Consider the following 15,019-nt stretch of genomic DNA (forward strand, 5'->3'; position numbering starts at 1 on the left):
ATAGCGTTGGTCATCAGGTTACGAATCACCAGGTTAATGGTGTTTGAGTCGGCAAAGCCAATTGCATCAGTAGGCACTTCGTTGACGAGCGCTATTTGTTTGTCTTGTACTGACCCGAGTAACTGTATATTTTCTTCAACAATTTTAAACAAATTGATCTTCGCTGCCTGCAAATTCAGCTTATCCATCTGAAGCAGTGTCCAGTCGAGAAGATTGTTGAGCAGTGTTCGTGTATGATTGAAACGTACCTTCAGTTCCTGCGTATGCTTGTGCATCTCCTCCGGCTTGATAGCGCCTTTATCGATAATGTCGAGTAAACCTGCCAATGCATTGATCGGTGAACGAAGATCGTGTGAGATGATCGAGAAGAATTTATCTTTCACCTGGTTGAGGCGCTCCAGTTCTTCGCTGCGCTTCTCCATATCATCCTGGTGTTGTAACAGCAGCGTGTTGATCTTGCGCCTGCGTTGTCCGCTGCGATATACCGTTATCAATAATATACCGCTCAGTGCCATTACTACTACGAGTATATTTCGCACAAACTCCTGCTTACGGAGTTCGCTGCGTTGAGAAGTCTGCAAGCGACTGAGTGCAGCGATCTGTGTATCGCGCGATTCTGTTTCGAAACGTATCTGGTCGCGCAGCAATTTTCCCTGCATCTCCTGGCTGAACAGTGTATCTTCCAGTTGCTTGTATTGCTTGAAGTACTCCAGCGATTTCTTGTAGTCGCCTTTGCGCTCCCACAATGCCGATAATTGATTGAAGCCTTTTATCTCCAGTACCCGCGCATTGAGTTCGCGCGATATAGCCAGCGATTGCTCGATCTTGGCGAGCGCTTCATCGTATTTCTGCTGGCGCATAAGCACTGTACCACGCCCCAGTTCAACCTCGGCCATACCAAACCGGTTGTTGGTTTTGGCGTGCAACGTATAGGCTGAATCGTAATAGGCCAGCGCGCGTACATAGTCGTTCTTGCTGAGATATACCGATGCCATGCTCGACAGCACCTGCGGGTGTATCACATCAATATTCATTTTACGGATCTGCGTCAGTGCTTCGGTGAGGAATGTGAGCGCAGAGTCATATTGGTTTTTGCGCAGCATCACATCGCCTATTTCATGCAACGCATAGGCTATACCTTCTTTGTCGCCTGCCTCCTCGCTCATCTTTCTCGACAGGTATAGATGATTGAGAGCCTGATCGTATTGCCCGAGTTCTTTAAATACCCTGCCTACGTTGTGCAACGCGATGAGCATGCGAAATTTGCTTTTTATTACGCTCGCTACACGGTATGATTGTGTAAAATAAAAATAGGCATCATCGTATTCGCCCAGATCAAAGTAATCATGACCTATGTTATTATAGTCGCGCGAGATATTTACGCTATCCTTCAATGTCACATCCAGTTCCAGTGCTCGGTTGTCGTACTGCAGCGCAGAACTGAAATCGCCCGTGCTGGTAAGCAACAGGGATGCCGACAGGTAAGCCATCACTTTATACTCTGTGTATTCCGTTTTCTCTGCCAGCGCCAGGGCATCGGCACTATATTTCTGACTCTTGGGGAAATTTACAAATTGATAAATTTCTGTGAGGTCTTTTAATACCCGAATGCGGGTTGTATCGGCCAGATCACCTTTAAGTATATTTTCAAGACTGTCTACATCATGCTGGGCATGTATAGCGGTATGACTAAAAACAAACAGTAACAGTAAGATTGAAAAAATTCTTTTCACGCTTTTCAAATAAAGATTACTTTCCAAAGTCCGCATAGTATCACAAGTACTAATGCTATGGGTGTTAAATACTTCCACGATAAATTCATCAGTTGATCAACCCTCAGGCGGGGATACGTCCAGCGCACCCATAGCTGCATTGCTACAAAAAACAACGCTTTGGATAAGAGCCAGAAAATTCCCCAGATAGTTGACGTCAGCATGCCAGGTGTTCCGCTCGTCCATTCTGCTAACCGAAGGGAACCGATGTTTGGCAGTGGTGAATTCCAGCTTCCAAAAAATAACACCGCCCCTAATATACTGACTAAAAGCATCATTCCATATTCCCCCAGCATGATTACTGCCCAGCGGAAGCCCGAGTATTCTGTTTGAAACCCCGCTACAAGTTCTGACTCTGCTTCGGGTAAATCGAATGGTGCACGATTACTTTCTGCCAATGATGCTATAAAAAATATAATCCAGGTTATAAATAACAGTGGCATCCTGAAAATGTTCCAGCTCAAAAAACCTCCTATAGCCGTGGTTTCTATACCCCACGATCGTATACCGAATAAGTACTGCGGCTCTTCGCTATAGATGCCTTGCTGATAAGATATCTCCTGAAGATCAAGGGTCTGGCAAACCATGCATACACCTATAACCGATAGCCCCAGCGGCACTTCGTATGATATAATTTGCGCGGCCGAACGCATAGTACCCAACACACTATACTTGTTGTTGGAACTCCAGCCAGCGATAATAATTCCGATCACATCCAGCGAAACAATCGCCAATAAAAAAAAGATAGCCGATGCTACGCCTGCTCCGGCCCACGAAGGTGCGAGTGGCACTACAGCAAAGCCGGCAAATACCGATACAAAAATTACAACGGGTGCTGCTTTAAATAACCAGCGATCGGCCTGGGCCGGCACTATATCTTCTTTCTGTATAAGCTTCAGCATATCGGCAACGCTCTGCATAAGCCCGTAAGGTCCGGTTTCCATTGGGCCGAGGCGATCTTGTATAAATGCCGATATTTTCCGTTCCGCATAAATGGCGAAAATGGTATATACCAGTATAAAAGGCAGTATAAAGATCAACGTTGTCAAGGCCATGCGTTACGAGCCGCTAAGATGCGAAGAAATCGGCAATCACAGGGTAGTGTGCTTGTCGAGATGAACTGTTTCGTGAAAGAATATACCGGCAGCCGCCTCAAAAGATTCTGTATAGTCTGATACAAAAAAGCTATAATCAGGTGTAGCCTGGTCGTTGAGCAGCCCTTCTTTTTCAAGATGCTCCTTCAATGCAAGTGCCACTACTTCAGAAGAATCCAGTATGGCCAGTTTGTTGCCATAAAAATTACTGATCTCCTTTTTAATCAGCGGGTAGTGTGTACACGCCAGGATCAACGCCTCTATATTTTGATTTTGCAGCACCGGATCGGCCAGGTAGTTCGCTATAATTTCGTGACTGATCTGGTTATTAAAGAATCCTTCTTCGATCATTGGTGCCAGCAAGGGTGTTGCCAGTGAATGAACGGTGATATTCTTATTACCTTCCGAAATTTTTCTTACATATACTCCTGATTGTACTGTACGCTTGGTACCGATAAGCCCAACCTGCCGCCCGGGAAATTGCCCCAGCACAAGTTCTACCATCGGGTCTATCACATTAATGATGTGAATATCTTTACGAACATATTCCTTGAGCAACTCATAGGCTGCAGAAGATGCAGAGTTACAGGCAATCACCAGTACTTTGCAGCCTTTCTTTACCAGGACATCGGCAATTTTTACCGAATATGCCTGTATAGCAGCTTCCGATTTATCGCCATACGGAAGATGGGCCGTATCACCAAAGTAGATCATACTCTCCTGTGGCAATAATTTTTTTATGGCATGTGCTACAGTTAGTCCGCCAATGCCACTATCAAAGACTCCGATCGGTTGTTGCTTCTCTAATTTCATTTTCTGTAAATCGCTGCGAATTTTATTAAATTTAGCTTCACCTGTACCGAGTCATGCATAAAATTCCGGGCTTTCTTCTTCTTTCTTTCTTCATAGCCCTTGTTATGAACTTTGCTCTTGCGCAAGACACCTTGCAGGTAGACAGCATGTTAAAAGTAATTTCTACCACGCCACAGGATAGGCTCTCCGTTATTTTTGACAAGATGGAAAAAGTGCTGCAGCGCGAGCCCACAGGCCGGGCGCTAAGCTTTGCTTTCCAGGCACTATCGGCTGTAAAGAATAACAAAATGCCTGTAGGCGAAGTGCTGGCCTACCGGAATATAGCACAGATATACGACCGCATCGGCAACAAAGAAGAAGCCCTGCGATATTATGATGAAGGGCTGAGTGTAATCAAGAATAATCCTGACAATAAATTTGCTTCGGCATTGGCTCATTTCAATATGGGGCAATTCCTCAGCCAGCAGGGCCTGCGTGCCGAGGGTCTTCAACATATACTCGATGCTGCCAAAATATTTGAGAACCTGAACATGTACAGCTATGTGGTGCTATGCCATTACGAAGGCTGCATGATCAATTACGAAGCGCGGAATTACAGACAATGTATAGAGGAAGGATATCGTGTATTGAACTATCATGAAAAGATTTCGCTCGGGGAAATCTCCGATCAAACCCAGTTTCAAAAAATGAGTGTTTATAACACCATTGCCCTGGCCAACTATCAATTGAAACAATACGATATCTCGATCATTAATTATGAAAAAGCTGAAGCGATCGCCAAAGAAATCAAGAACGAATTTTGGATTGGTCTTATCAATGGTAACAAAGCAGTAGTACTGCAGGTGATGGGGCAAACGCAGGAAGCTATAAAAAGTCTTTTGGCAGATTACAAAACCAGCAAAAAATTTGGCGTGTGGATGAGCGCAGGCATGGCAGCCACCGCATTGAGCGATATATATCTTTCAATAAATGATATAAAACGTGCTGAACAATATCTGGATTCGGCACAAAATGTATTTATGCGCGAAGCCGATAAGGTTGCCATGCGCAAGTCTATGGCTAATTACTGGTTAACCTATTCAAAATTTAAAGCGGCCCTGGGCAACCATACAGAAGCCTATAAAGCACTTACCAAGCATGTGGAACTTCGCGATTCGCTTTACCAGGAGCAGGAGTCGCTCAACCTCGCCAAGGTAAAAGCCAGCTACGATCTTGACCAGAAACAAACCGAGATCGAGTTACTCACCAAGAACAATGAAGTTCAACAGGAACGTATACGCAACCAACGCACTATATTTATCGCTACACTCGTTGGGTTAATATTGCTGGTGGTGCTGGTAATAAACCTCGTATACAATTATCGCAGGCAACGAAATATAGCACGACTTATACGCCAGCAGCGCGATGAAATAGAAGTAAAGAATGTAGAGCTCGAAGCACAAAGTACCAAGCTGCAGGAGAACAACCAGTATATACAGGCGCTCAACGAGCAGCTCGAGCAAAAAGTAGCCGAGCGCACGCACGAACTCGAAGTTACCAATAAAGAACTCGATACATTTTTATACCGCTCCTCCCACGACATGCGCAGACCTATAACAACTTTATTAGGACTCGACCAGGTAGCGCGACACGTGATCAACGATTCGCAAACAAATTTACTCTTCGATAAAGTAGTGGAAACTGCACGCAACATGGATAGCATGTTGTTTAAAATGCAGATGATGTATGAACTGAATAAAACAGATCTCGCCCTGGAGCCGATTAACATCAACCAGCTTATTAACGAAACAACGCATTATTTTAAAGGTGAGTTCGACCGGCATAACATCAAGCATCACTTGTCGCTGCCGCACGATCTTACTATTCTCTCCAACATTGCCTTGCTGCAGATCATTTTCCGTAATCTTATTGAGAACTCTATACTTTTTAGAAAAACACAACCCGGGGCTACACCTTTTGTAGATGTAAATGCTACCAAAGCCGATGGTGCTATAGAGATTGTTATTGCCGATAACGGTATCGGTGTAGAAGAAAAATATCAGCCGCGTCTGTTCGATCTTTACTTCCGGGCATCGCAGGCATCCAAAGGAAACGGCCTGGGGCTATATCTTGTTAAAAAAGCCGTAACCAAACTCAATGGCGAAATACAACTCATCAGCGACTACGGTGTAGGCACTACTGTTACCATGAAGCTTCCTATCGTACCTTGATCGTTATCTGTTAATCGCTATTTGTTACGGGTTAATCGCACACCGATACACATCTCATGGCCATTAGTAGACGATCCGATTAACGGGCATTAAGCCCAGTATCTGGAGAGAGACCAGACGCCACTGCCTGTTTACGATTAAACAGTTCACTATATAACGATTAACTGATAACCCATAACGGTCAGGTTACGTTTTCCGATAGCCGCGCTATAATTACTTCGTGTTGTTCACGATGGCCACAGTATGAGCATTTGAAATGCTTCAGCAACAACCCGGTGTTCGATGCTGTTGGGTGTTCTTCAATTTCTTCCTTGTCTATCTTCATCGTATAGTAGCCACACTCCGAGCATTCTTCAGCATGCTCGTATGCATGATACTTTTCTATTTTCTTAAAGCCGGTTTTTTCATCCACCCACACATCATAATCTACGGAGTGGATCTCGCTCACTTTTACAGAACCTTCCACGTGATGTTCCTGTACTTCAGAATCGCTCAGCTTGCGCATAACATTGCCGCTCGGTGAAACACGCGGTGTGTTACGCAGTCGCATAAGTCTTCGTTCCACATAACGCGGATAATAGATTTTTACCAGGCTGAAGAATACAAAGTATGCAATAACGGTAAGGCCCAGCGCAATAAACGTTCTTACATAAAACCAACGCATACTGTGCACTTCAATAGCACGGCTGGCTATCGTATTGGCGAAGAATGTTCCGGCCAAAATAAAAGCCATAACCGCATACCAGAAGTACCGGATCTCATGCAGATTTACATAGTCGTACTTCTCTTTGTAATCTTTAATCTGGAATACTTTGAACTCATGGTACAGCAGGATCAATACAGCGATCACTACACAAACTCCAGCGCCCATATACATGTATTGATCCCACGCCCTCATAAATGTAGACGTGGTTTCCATAGGACTTTGATTTTTTTGGTATAACTAAAGATAGGATTTTTTACATGAAATCGCCAGCGATTAGCTCCTCGCTTTTAAGCGTTTGGCAACTTCTTTAACGGCTAAACACATACCCGACAATAGTTGTAAAAACACATATACCGTAGCCAACAACCAGAATTTTGTAATATTGTGCTTTAACAAATCCATTTTAGACTATAAAACTGCTATGGCTAACAACTTATTGAAAGGAAAACGCGGTATTATCTTTGGAGCATTGGATGAAAATTCGATCGCCTGGAAGACAGCTTTAAAAGTGAAGGAAGAAGGCGGAACGTTCACGCTTACCAACGCGCCAATTGCTATGCGCATGGGTAAGATTAACGAGCTGGCCAAAACCTGCAATGCTGAAGTAATCGCAGCCGATGCTACTTCTGAACAGGATCTGGATAATCTTTTCACCAAGTCGATGGAAATACTCGGTGGAAAGCTCGACTTTGTGCTGCACTCTATCGGCATGAGCCCGAACGTGCGCAAAGGCAGAACCTACGGTGATCTGAACTACGAGTGGTTCCTTAAAACATTGGATATATCGGGTGTTTCTTTTCACAAAGTTCTGCAAACAGCCGAGAAGACCGATGCCATGAACGAATGGGGTTCTATACTGGCCCTCACATATATAGCGGCACAACGTACATACCCGGATTATTCTGATATGGCACAAGCCAAAGCTGTGCTCGAATCTATAGCACGCAGCTATGGCCAGCGCTTTGGTAAACTTAAAAAAGTACGTGTCAATACCATTTCACAATCGCCTACTAAAACAACAGCAGGTTCGGGCATATCTGGTTTTGATGTGTTCTTTGATTATGCACAGATGATGTCGCCACTGGGCAACGCATCATCCGAAGATTGCGCGAACTATATCGTGGCTATGTTCTCTGATTTTACGCGCATGGTAACCATGCAGAACCTGATGCACGATGGAGGTTTCTCTTCTACCGGTATCACCGAAGATCTGATCGAACGTCTTACAAAATAAGAAGCTATAGTTTTACTGCGGGCCTTTGTATATATAAAGGCTCGCAGCTATTAGCTCAAGTTACATCAGGTATTTTCCACTGACTCGCTGCAAAGGAAATTTATCTTCAGCAAGTATACTTTATGTAAAGTCAGGTGTTCCACCGGGCTAACAGCAAAGGAAATTACCTTAGCAAGCATTCTATAAATCTGAAACGCCCTGCTTCATCATGGTTTCTTTCCCGCCTTGCAAAATCAATCTGGGTCTTCACATCATCCGCAAGCGACAAGACGGCTATCACGATCTTGAAACCTGTTTTTATCCGATAGCATGGACTGATATACTGGAAGTTATTCCTGCTGATACACTTACCTTTACCAGCTCTGGTCTTGCTGTGCCGGGTAAAGAAGAAGACAATCTTTGTCTCAAAGCATATCACTTGTTACGACAGGACTTTAATCTGGGTCCGGTAAAAATTTACCTCCACAAAATTATACCAATGGGTGCCGGGCTCGGTGGTGGTTCGTCAGACGCAGCGCACACGGTACGGCTACTGAACAACGTGTTTCAACTGAACCTCTCTCCTGAGAAGATGATGGAATATACCGCGAGGCTTGGCAGCGACTGTTCCTTTTTTATACAGGATAAACCCATGCTGGGCACAGGTCGCGGAGAAGTGCTTCACCCGCTTTCACTTTCATTGAAAGGAAAATTTCTGGTGCTGATCAAACCCAATGTGCATGTATCTACGGCCGAAGCGTATGCCGGTATAACACCGCGCGAGCCGGAAGTACATCTGCAGGATATATTGGAGAAAAAAACCTTGGCCGAGTGGAGGTATTTTATCCACAATGACTTTGAAACATCGGTCTTCCAAAAGTATCCGCTTATAGCTGACTTAAAAAAATCTTTATACAACCAGGGTGCTGTATACGCCAGTATGAGCGGCTCCGGTGCTTCGGTGTTTGGAATATTTGAAAAAGAAATACCGGTAACAATACCGGATGGATGCATGGGATGGAGTGGCTTGCTCCGATAACAAAAACTCTATCGCGCAGAATGTGATTGCGTTGCGCTATATTCTTTACTTTTCAGAAACACACCCTCCCTTCCATAAAAGAAATTTAAACGTTGCATTCGTTGATGTTGACGTGTTTCTTGTAAATTTAGAAATCAACTTTAGACGACTATATGAATTATTGGCTGATGAAATCCGAACCGGATGTTTACTCCTGGGATGATCTGACCCGCGACAAAAAAACTACCTGGGATGGTGTACGTAACTATACAGCTCGTAACAATCTCAATGCAATGAAGAAAGGAGATCTCGCCTTCTTCTACCACAGCAACGAAGGAAAAGAAATTGTTGGTATAGCCAAGATCGTAAAAGAACATTACCCCGATCCGAAGGATAATGACTGGAGCGTTGTAGACATTGCGCCCGAAAAGAAATTAAAATCTTCGGTAACTCTCGCACAAATAAAGAAAGACAAGCGTTTAAGTTCTATGGCACTCGTACGCTTATCCAGACTCTCGGTGCAACCGGTAACCAAGGAAGAGTTTGATTGGGTACTTGCTTTAAGCGAAGAGAAAAAATAATGAACACGTCACGGGATATATATAGCGGAATTGCCGGGCTATGGAAAAAGTATACAGTACTTGCATGGCTGGGGGCATGCCTGTTATTGCAGATTGATAGCTATAGCCAGGTGTTGCAACTGCAGCGATATGAGCGCGAGCAAAAGAGCTCCAATGATTATTATCATAACGTTATATCCCTGAAAGAAGAAGGTCTTATACTGTTTCGCGAACGCGATAAGTATAAAGGTGGCAATCGCCTGTGGGAATTATCCCTGCTTGATACTGCACTACAAGAGAAAAAAGTTGTAGACATCGAAGTAAAGGAACGGTATAAAATGATCGGCTATGAAGTTGTATCCGGTGGCATTTATTTACTATACCGCACAGGCGAAACCAATAAAAATGACTTCGAACTCATTTTCGTAAAATTCAACAGTGACGAAATTACGCGCAGCTCCATCAAGCCTGATCTTGATTTTAAAGTAACACACTTTAGCCGCGCTGGCGATAGCTTTGCGTTTGGCGGATACGTTAATAACGAGCCCACTATATTTCTCTACGAACTGCCTACCGGCCTGATAAAAGTAGTACCCGGATTTTTTCAGAAAGATACCGAGCTAGTAGACCTGCGCACCAACCAGAATCAAACATTCAATTCCGTGCTGGTCGACAGAGGTTCGAAAGGTGAACGCAGTCTTATCTTCCGCACATTCAACAGCAGTGGCGAAATGTTACTGGAAGATAAAGTACCGATAGAAGAACGTGTAACATTACAAACCGGTATAACCAGCACACTAGAGCGCGAAGAACTGATGGTGTTTGGAACATGGGGTGAAAAAAACTCCAAGCAGTCAACAGGATTTTTTGCTTTGCCCATCGATCCCTTCGGAGATCAGAAGATACAGCGTATCGATTTCGGCAGCCTCAAGCATTATGTAGACTATCTCAACCCGAAGCGTGCCGCGCGTATAAAAGAACAAGCCAAAGATGCAGCAGCCGCGAAAGAGATACCCAACTTTATAAATTATGTGATGCCTTTTAAAGTTACCGAGTATAAAGATGGCTACCTGTTATTGGCCGAAGCCTATTCACCTTCCAGCAGCATCAATCCATACTATAGCAGCCCGTATTATTATAATCCATACTCGTATGGCCCGTATGGTTTCAATCCTTACTTCCCGGGCAACTATTATCCGGGCATGAGCCGGCTCTACCGCCCTTACCCCTATACCACCAATTCCAAAAGTGCAGACGAGATCAAAACAAATGAATCAGTAGTGGTAGCTTTTGATGCTAATGGTAATGTAATGTGGGATCAAAGTTTTAAATTAGAAGAAGTAAAACTGGCATCTGTAGAGCAGGCTTCCGATTTCTGTATTGTGCGCAACAAGCTGAGCATCGTTTACAAAAAAGAATCAGAACTGAAAGTTAAATCGATCGTTTTACTGACAGACGAATCGCAGGAGATGACGGAGAAGGTCAAGACCAACGATCCGGTAGATGAGATTCGCTCTGAGAAAGATTATGAAGGCGGAGTACGTCAATGGTATAACAATACATTTTATGTTTGGGGCTATCAGACGATTCGGAATGTCACCAAAGAAGATCGCGTCCGCGATGTCTTCTATATCAACAAGGTACAGATACATTAATCTGCTTTTCCTTCTTTTACTTTTTATAGGCTATACTGCCTCCGCGCAGATCGTTCAATCAGCTCGGTTCGAATTACCCGTTGGCAGAAATGAAGTTAAGTTCGGAATCATTCCTGCGCACCAGGATGGTTTGTTCCTGATCCGCAGACTCGGTTCATCAGATGTCTCCGATCAACTGGAGCTCGCACGGCTCGATACAGCTTTCCAACAGATATGGCATGGCTACCTGGAAATTAACAAGAAATATATACTGGTAGGTGCACGCGCACAGAACGAAAAACTTTTCCTGTTGTCGCGCTATATGGATTACAGTAAAAATGATTTCGAGTTAGTGTCTATGGCTCAAAAAGACGGAAGCTATATTCGCTATGCCATCAAAAATTTCATTCCTTTCAACCCGATCGAATTTCAGATAACACAAAACGGAGCGTTGATGGGAGGCTATTATAATCGTGTGCCGGTGGTGATGTTCTATTCATTCACTACAGAGAAATCCAAAATACTCCCCGGCTTGCTGAATGAATCAGGTGAACTCACACAACTAAAAACATATCCTGACGGAAGCTTCGATGTATTGATCAGCGCGAAAAACATTCAGGGCATAAAAACGATCTGGATAAAAAATTACGATGCCAACGCAGACCTCATTCGAAACTATTCGCTTGATACGGATGACAAGCATCTCATCTTTGCACAGTCATTAAAGACCAATAACAACATGCAAGTAGTAGCAGGTGTATTCGGAACGCGCAATGCCGAATACTCGCGTGGACTTTTTATGGCTACCATCGATCCTTCCGGCATGCAGCAGATACGCTACTATAACTTTGCCGACCTGCAGAATTTTTTCAAGTATATGAAAGCCAAACGCGAGCAACGCGTGAAGGCACGCATTGAACGCAAAAAGATACGCGGCAAAAAAATACGATTCAATTACCGCTTTCTTGTGCACGAACTCGTTCCCTATAAAGATCAGTATATATTATTGGGCGAAGCATTTTACCCAAAGTATATAACGGTTGACAGTCGCACGTACGGCAGTTTCTTTACCGGTGGTTTTTCAAACTCCTATGTTCGTAATGGCCGCATCTTCGATGGATACTATTATACACATGCCGTGGTGATGGGCTTCAATCACAATGGTGATATTATGTGGGACAATAGTTTTGAGATTAACGATGTGCGCACTTTTACGCTGGAGCAATTTGTAAAACTCGAAGCTCAACCTGACAGGATTGCATTGCTATATCTGTACGACAACGTGCTGCGCTCCAAGATCATTAAAGATAACCAGGTGCTGGAAGGCAAAACTTCTGAAGCGATCCGCACCAATCTCGATCGCGAAATCATCGACAAGGAAGAAGCCGATGTAGCCAAGCTCGATTACTGGTATAAAGATTATTTCTATGCCTTTGGCGTGCAGGACGTGATTAACCCCGGTGAAGGAAAACGAAGAGTCTTCTTCATTAACAAACTCAGCTATGAATAAGATCTTTGCCAGTGCATAATTCTTATTTCTGACTTCTCACTTCTTATTTTCCCGAAACACATAAAGCCGTATATTTGCCCGGCACTATGCAAAAGAAATTAATACTTGACACCGACCTGCTTGATATCACGATCAGTCGTCTTTGCCAGGAATTAATTGAGAATCACGGAGATTTTTCGGAGACCGTGATCATCGGCATGCAGACCCGCGGTATATTCGTAGCCGATATTATTCATAAAAAGCTGGAGAAGCTTACCAAAAAAAATATTCCCTTCGGCTACCTCGATGCTACTTTTCATCGCGATGATTTCCGCAGGCGCGAGATTCCTGTTAAAGCCAATGAAACAAAAATTGATTTTCCTATTGAAGGCAAACGGGTAGTGCTGGTAGATGATGTTCTTTTTACCGGCCGTACCATTCGCGCGGCTATGGATACCATGATCGGCTTTGGGCGCCCGCAGAAAGTGGAGTTGCTCGTACTCATCGATCGAAAATATACCCGCGAACTCCCCATCGCTGCCGACTATGTAGGCAAATCGGTAAACACATTAACCTCCCAGCGTGTGCTGGTAGAACTCGAAGCACAAGGTCATAAACAAAATAAAATCTGGTTGATCAACAAGGATTAGGACTATGTCGAAACTCAGTCAAAAACACCTGCTTGGTATAAAAAACATTACCCGCGAAGACATAGAACTTATTTTTGAAACAGCCGATAATTTTAAGGAAGTAATAAACCGTCCCGTTAAGAAAGTACCTTCCCTCCGCGATGTAACCATCGCCAATGTTTTCTTCGAAAACTCAACCCGCACAAGATTATCCTTTGAGCTGGCGCAGAAAAGATTATCAGCCGATGTTATCAATTTCTCGGCATCCAACAGCTCCGTAAAAAAAGGAGAAACATTATTAGATACCGTCAACAACATCCTGGCGATGAAAGTTGATATGATTGTGATGCGCCACGCAAGCCCGGGAGCACCTCACTACCTGGCCAAGCACATCAAAGCAAACATTGTTAATGCAGGCGATGGCACGCACGAGCACCCAACGCAGGCCCTACTGGACGCATTCTCTATTCGTGAGAAACTCGGTTCGGTTGCCGGCAAGAAGATCGCCATCATCGGAGATATACTTCACTCGCGCGTAGCGCTCTCCAATATATTTGCCCTGCAAAAGCTGGGCGCTAAAGTAATGGTATGCGGCCCTCCTACGCTGCTTCCCAAATTCATTAGTCAACTAGGTGTAGAGGTAGAACTCGATGTACGCAAAGCGCTGCAATGGTGCGATGTGGCCAACGTGCTGCGTATACAACTGGAACGCCAGCAGATAAAATACTTCCCGTCATTGCGCGAGTACTCGCTATACTATGGCATCAACAAAAAACTGTTGGACAGTCTGAAGAAACAAATTGTGATTATGCACCCGGGCCCGATCAACCGCGGTGTAGAACTAAGCAGTGATGCTGCCGACTCTCAACACTCTATTATACTCGACCAGGTAGAGAATGGCGTGGCCGTTCGCATGGCGGTGCTATATTTACTGGCCGGAGCCACGGCCTAACAAAGTATATCATGCCGATAGAAGTTTTTACCAGGCATGATCTTTCTCACCTCCACGACCTGCAGCCCGAGGGTTGGAATCAGTTAGAATCCATTTTCGATTTTTATCTTCAATCCGATTTTTGCTTTCCGCTGAAATATACTGTCGATGGCAAGCTGGCTGGTACCGGTGTATATATACTTCATCGCGACACAGCGTGGCTGGCACACATCATTGTTCATCGTGATTTTCGTTATCAGGGTATAGGAACAATTCTTACACAGGCACTGATTGAACACGCACAAAAGCCTGGTATACAAACTATCTTATTACTGGCAACGGCTTTGGGTGAACCAGTATATAGCAAGCAGGGTTTCCAAAAAGAATTGACTTATTTATTCTTCCGGCATGATAATGTAAAGGAGGTCGCTGTTCCCAAAAATGCTATTCCCTTCGAACAAAGATATACCGAAAGTCTGCTCGCGCTCGATCGTGTTATTACCGGAGAAGATCGTTCAAAACTTATTCTGCAATATGTAACCGGAGCTGTAATTACAATTCATGATAATATACTAACCGGCTTTTGTTTACCAGCATTAGGCGAAGGCCCTATAGTGGCACAAACACCGGAGGCTGGGATATATCTGCTGCAATGGAAGCTGGCAATGGGCGTAAAGAAGATAGCGCTTCCGGAAAATAACATGGCCGGTATACATTTTATCACCGAACAAGGCTTCACGTTATACACCACAGGCATTCGCATGTACCGGGGAGAGAAACAGGTGTGGCATCCGGAGAGTATCTACAGCCGCATCGGAGGAAATTTTGGATAGTTTTTAAGCAGCTTCTAATGTCGGCAACTGTAGGACGCCTTGGGCCGTTTTTGTAGTTTTACTGCTCAATTAAAGATCCATGATCTACAACTCCATCATCGAAACCATTGGCAATAC

At 44.2% G+C, this 15,019-nt stretch carries 13 protein-coding genes; 9 read left to right on the top strand and 4 right to left on the bottom strand.

Annotated features, from left to right (window positions below; translation table 11 throughout):
* The 3 genes from VIN08_RS07335 to murI form a co-directional block, all read right to left on the bottom strand.
* A partial coding sequence (locus VIN08_RS07335) for a tetratricopeptide repeat-containing sensor histidine kinase (RefSeq protein WP_331962469.1) occupies positions 1-1,733 on the bottom strand: 1,733 nt, incomplete at its 3' end.
* Positions 1,734-1,738: 5 nt separating this feature from the next.
* Positions 1,739-2,827: a complex I subunit 1 family protein gene (locus VIN08_RS07340; protein ID WP_331962472.1), complete on the bottom strand. Its 1,089-nt coding sequence runs from the start codon at positions 2,825-2,827 to the stop codon at positions 1,739-1,741.
* A 36-nt stretch (positions 2,828-2,863) separates the two neighbouring features.
* Positions 2,864-3,679, bottom strand: coding sequence for a glutamate racemase (gene murI, locus VIN08_RS07345; RefSeq protein ID WP_331962475.1), 816 nt, complete (start codon positions 3,677-3,679; stop codon positions 2,864-2,866).
* A gap of 53 nt (positions 3,680-3,732) precedes the next feature.
* Here murI and VIN08_RS07350 point away from each other — a divergent pair, with 53 nt between their 5' ends.
* Entirely contained in the window at positions 3,733-5,889 is a 2,157-nt protein-coding gene (locus VIN08_RS07350; protein ID WP_331962478.1) for a HAMP domain-containing sensor histidine kinase, read from the top strand.
* A 181-nt stretch (positions 5,890-6,070) separates the two neighbouring features.
* On the opposite strand, the gene VIN08_RS07355 is transcribed toward VIN08_RS07350, so the two are convergent.
* Positions 6,071-6,808, bottom strand: coding sequence for a hypothetical protein (locus tag VIN08_RS07355; RefSeq protein ID WP_331962481.1), 738 nt, complete (start codon positions 6,806-6,808; stop codon positions 6,071-6,073).
* 208 nt (positions 6,809-7,016) lie between these two features.
* On the opposite strand from VIN08_RS07355, the gene VIN08_RS07360 reads away from it, so the two are divergent.
* The 8 genes from VIN08_RS07360 to VIN08_RS07395 all read left to right on the top strand — a co-directional run bounded on the left by VIN08_RS07360 (position 7,017) and on the right by VIN08_RS07395 (position 14,902).
* Positions 7,017-7,829, top strand: a complete 813-nt coding sequence (locus tag VIN08_RS07360; RefSeq protein ID WP_331962484.1) for an enoyl-ACP reductase FabI — start codon at positions 7,017-7,019, stop codon at positions 7,827-7,829.
* 208 nt (positions 7,830-8,037) lie between these two features.
* Positions 8,038-8,847: a 4-(cytidine 5'-diphospho)-2-C-methyl-D-erythritol kinase gene (ispE, locus tag VIN08_RS07365; protein ID WP_331962487.1), complete on the top strand. Its 810-nt coding sequence runs from the start codon at positions 8,038-8,040 to the stop codon at positions 8,845-8,847.
* A 152-nt stretch (positions 8,848-8,999) separates the two neighbouring features.
* A complete protein-coding gene (locus VIN08_RS07370) occupies positions 9,000-9,407 on the top strand; it encodes an EVE domain-containing protein (protein WP_331962490.1) in 408 nt (135 codons plus the stop codon).
* Positions 9,407-11,041, top strand: a complete 1,635-nt coding sequence (locus VIN08_RS07375; protein WP_331962493.1) for a hypothetical protein — start codon at positions 9,407-9,409, stop codon at positions 11,039-11,041. The genes VIN08_RS07370 and VIN08_RS07375 overlap by 1 nt, the downstream gene beginning before the upstream one ends.
* Entirely contained in the window at positions 11,007-12,530 is a 1,524-nt protein-coding gene (locus VIN08_RS07380) for a hypothetical protein (RefSeq protein WP_331962496.1), read from the top strand. The genes VIN08_RS07375 and VIN08_RS07380 overlap by 35 nt, the downstream gene beginning before the upstream one ends.
* Positions 12,531-12,616: 86 nt before the next feature.
* A complete protein-coding gene (gene pyrR, locus VIN08_RS07385) occupies positions 12,617-13,159 on the top strand; it encodes a bifunctional pyr operon transcriptional regulator/uracil phosphoribosyltransferase PyrR (protein WP_331962499.1) in 543 nt (180 codons plus the stop codon).
* 4 nt (positions 13,160-13,163) lie between these two features.
* A complete protein-coding gene (locus VIN08_RS07390; protein WP_331962502.1) occupies positions 13,164-14,090 on the top strand; it encodes an aspartate carbamoyltransferase catalytic subunit in 927 nt (308 codons plus the stop codon).
* A gap of 11 nt (positions 14,091-14,101) precedes the next feature.
* A complete protein-coding gene (locus tag VIN08_RS07395; RefSeq protein ID WP_331962505.1) occupies positions 14,102-14,902 on the top strand; it encodes a GNAT family N-acetyltransferase in 801 nt (266 codons plus the stop codon).
* Positions 14,903-15,019: the final 117 nt, after the last annotated feature.

This window comes from Ohtaekwangia sp. (genome assembly GCF_036568665.1).
GTDB lineage: Bacteria > Bacteroidota > Bacteroidia > Cytophagales > Cyclobacteriaceae > Ohtaekwangia.

Coding starts and splice junctions, on each gene's coding strand:
- ispE (WP_331962487.1), top strand. CDS start 8,038: ATGGTTTCTTTCCCGCCTTGCAAAATCAATCTGGGTCTTCACATCATC.
- VIN08_RS07355 (WP_331962481.1), bottom strand. CDS start 6,808: ATGGAAACCACGTCTACATTTATGAGGGCGTGGGATCAATACATGTAT.
- VIN08_RS07360 (WP_331962484.1), top strand. CDS start 7,017: ATGGCTAACAACTTATTGAAAGGAAAACGCGGTATTATCTTTGGAGCA.
- VIN08_RS07340 (WP_331962472.1), bottom strand. CDS start 2,827: ATGGCCTTGACAACGTTGATCTTTATACTGCCTTTTATACTGGTATAT.
- VIN08_RS07350 (WP_331962478.1), top strand. CDS start 3,733: ATGCATAAAATTCCGGGCTTTCTTCTTCTTTCTTTCTTCATAGCCCTT.
- VIN08_RS07390 (WP_331962502.1), top strand. CDS start 13,164: ATGTCGAAACTCAGTCAAAAACACCTGCTTGGTATAAAAAACATTACC.
- murI (WP_331962475.1), bottom strand. CDS start 3,679: ATGAAATTAGAGAAGCAACAACCGATCGGAGTCTTTGATAGTGGCATT.
- VIN08_RS07380 (WP_331962496.1), top strand. CDS start 11,007: ATGTCTTCTATATCAACAAGGTACAGATACATTAATCTGCTTTTCCTT.
- VIN08_RS07375 (WP_331962493.1), top strand. CDS start 9,407: ATGAACACGTCACGGGATATATATAGCGGAATTGCCGGGCTATGGAAA.
- VIN08_RS07395 (WP_331962505.1), top strand. CDS start 14,102: ATGCCGATAGAAGTTTTTACCAGGCATGATCTTTCTCACCTCCACGAC.
- pyrR (WP_331962499.1), top strand. CDS start 12,617: ATGCAAAAGAAATTAATACTTGACACCGACCTGCTTGATATCACGATC.
- VIN08_RS07370 (WP_331962490.1), top strand. CDS start 9,000: ATGAATTATTGGCTGATGAAATCCGAACCGGATGTTTACTCCTGGGAT.